The following is a 1556-nucleotide window of genomic DNA, read 5'->3' as shown; positions in this document are numbered from 1 at the left end:
CTTGGTGGGCCTTTACCCCGCCAACTAGCTAATCCGACATCGGCTCATTCAATCGCGCAAGGTCCGAAGATCCCCTGCTTTCACCCGTAGGTCGTATGCGGTATTAGCGTAAGTTTCCCTACGTTATCCCCCACGAAAAAGTAGATTCCGATGTATTCCTCACCCGTCCGCCACTCGCCACCCGTAAGAGCAAGCTCTTACTGTGCTGCCGTTCGACTTGCATGTGTTAGGCCTACCGCCAGCGTTCACTCTGAGCCAGGATCAAACTCTTCACTTAAAACGACATGATCCGAAGATCAAAATTTAAAGCTGCAGATGATTGATTCTGGCAACGTATCGCTTGCTTTAAAACAATTAATAGTTGCTTGATCAAACGTCTGCAAGATGGACAATCATCCTTCCTGCAGGCGCCTTCACAAGATACCTGCGCATACTTTCAAAGATCCGGGGAAGTGGCCTCAGCGCCGTTCCCGTGTGCTGCGAAGTTTCCTTCGTAGCGAGCCGCCCATTATAGCCGGCTTTTCCGCTTCGTCAACACCTTTTTTCAAGGCCGTCTCACCGGAGTGGACGTTGTTGCCGATGCCGCTTCGGCGTTGGACCCGAGGGCCTTTCGTCGTTGCGAGCCGCCTATTATGGCAGGCCTTTCAGCTTTGTCAACAACTTGTTGAAGGAACTTGAAGCTCTTCGTGAAGTTGTTGCGGCAAGTCCAGGTCGAAACCAGGTGCCTGCAAAAAAAGGAAAACCCCGCTGCGCAAGCAGCGGGGTTCTCGGGTATAAACCCTGGCGATGACCTACTCTCGCATGGCTTGAGCCACACTACCATCGGCGCAGCTGCGTTTCACTTCCGAGTTCGGGATGGGATCGGGTGGTTCCACAGCGCTAATTTCACCAGGGAGGCTTTTGGAGAGTCGCACTCGTCCCGATGGGACAAGGCGCCAGCCTCGCATAGTTCTTGTGACGTAGCGTGCACTTGGATGCTCTTACGACGTTGTCGTAAAGCCAAGGCAACTTGAGGTTATATGGTCAAGCCGCACGGATCATTAGTATCAGTTAGCTCAATACATTGCTGTACTTACACACCTGACCTATCAACCACGTAGTCTACATGGTTCCTTCAGGGGGCTTGTGCCCCGGGAGATCTCATCTTGAGGCGCGCTTCCCGCTTAGATGCTTTCAGCGGTTATCGCTTCCGAACATAGCTACCCGGCAATGCCACTGGCGTGACAACCGGAACACCAGAGGTTCGTCCACTCCGGTCCTCTCGTACTAGGAGCAGCCCCTCTCAAATCTCCAACGCCCATGGCAGATAGGGACCGAACTGTCTCACGACGTTCTGAACCCAGCTCGCGTACCACTTTAAATGGCGAACAGCCATACCCTTGGGACCGACTACAGCCCCAGGATGTGATGAGCCGACATCGAGGTGCCAAACACCGCCGTCGATATGAACTCTTGGGCGGTATCAGCCTGTTATCCCCGGAGTACCTTTTATCCGTTGAGCGATGGCCCTTCCATACAGAACCACCGGATCACTAAGTCCTAGTTTCCTACCTGCT

At 53.4% G+C, this 1556-nt stretch carries 1 rRNA gene and 2 other annotated features; the gene reads right to left on the bottom strand.

The features are described 5' to 3' along the window. Window positions 1–778: 778 nt before the first annotated feature. A 5S ribosomal RNA gene (gene rrf, locus SSKA14_RS02280) occupies window positions 779–893 on the bottom strand. 139 nt (window positions 894–1032) lie between these two features. Next, window positions 1033–1296 (bottom strand) — a sequence feature (23S ribosomal RNA rRNA prediction is too short). Window positions 1297–1315: 19 nt separating this feature from the next. Continuing rightward, window positions 1316–1475, bottom strand: a sequence feature (23S ribosomal RNA rRNA prediction is too short). Between the last annotated feature and the right edge of the window lie 81 nt (window positions 1476–1556).

Origin of the sequence: Stenotrophomonas sp. SKA14 (genome assembly GCF_000158575.1) — a bacterium.
GTDB classification, from domain to species: Bacteria; Pseudomonadota; Gammaproteobacteria; order Xanthomonadales; family Xanthomonadaceae; genus Stenotrophomonas; species Stenotrophomonas forensis.
The sequence above is the reverse complement of the archived record's forward strand: the minus strand, read 5'-3'. Positions and strand labels throughout refer to the sequence as shown.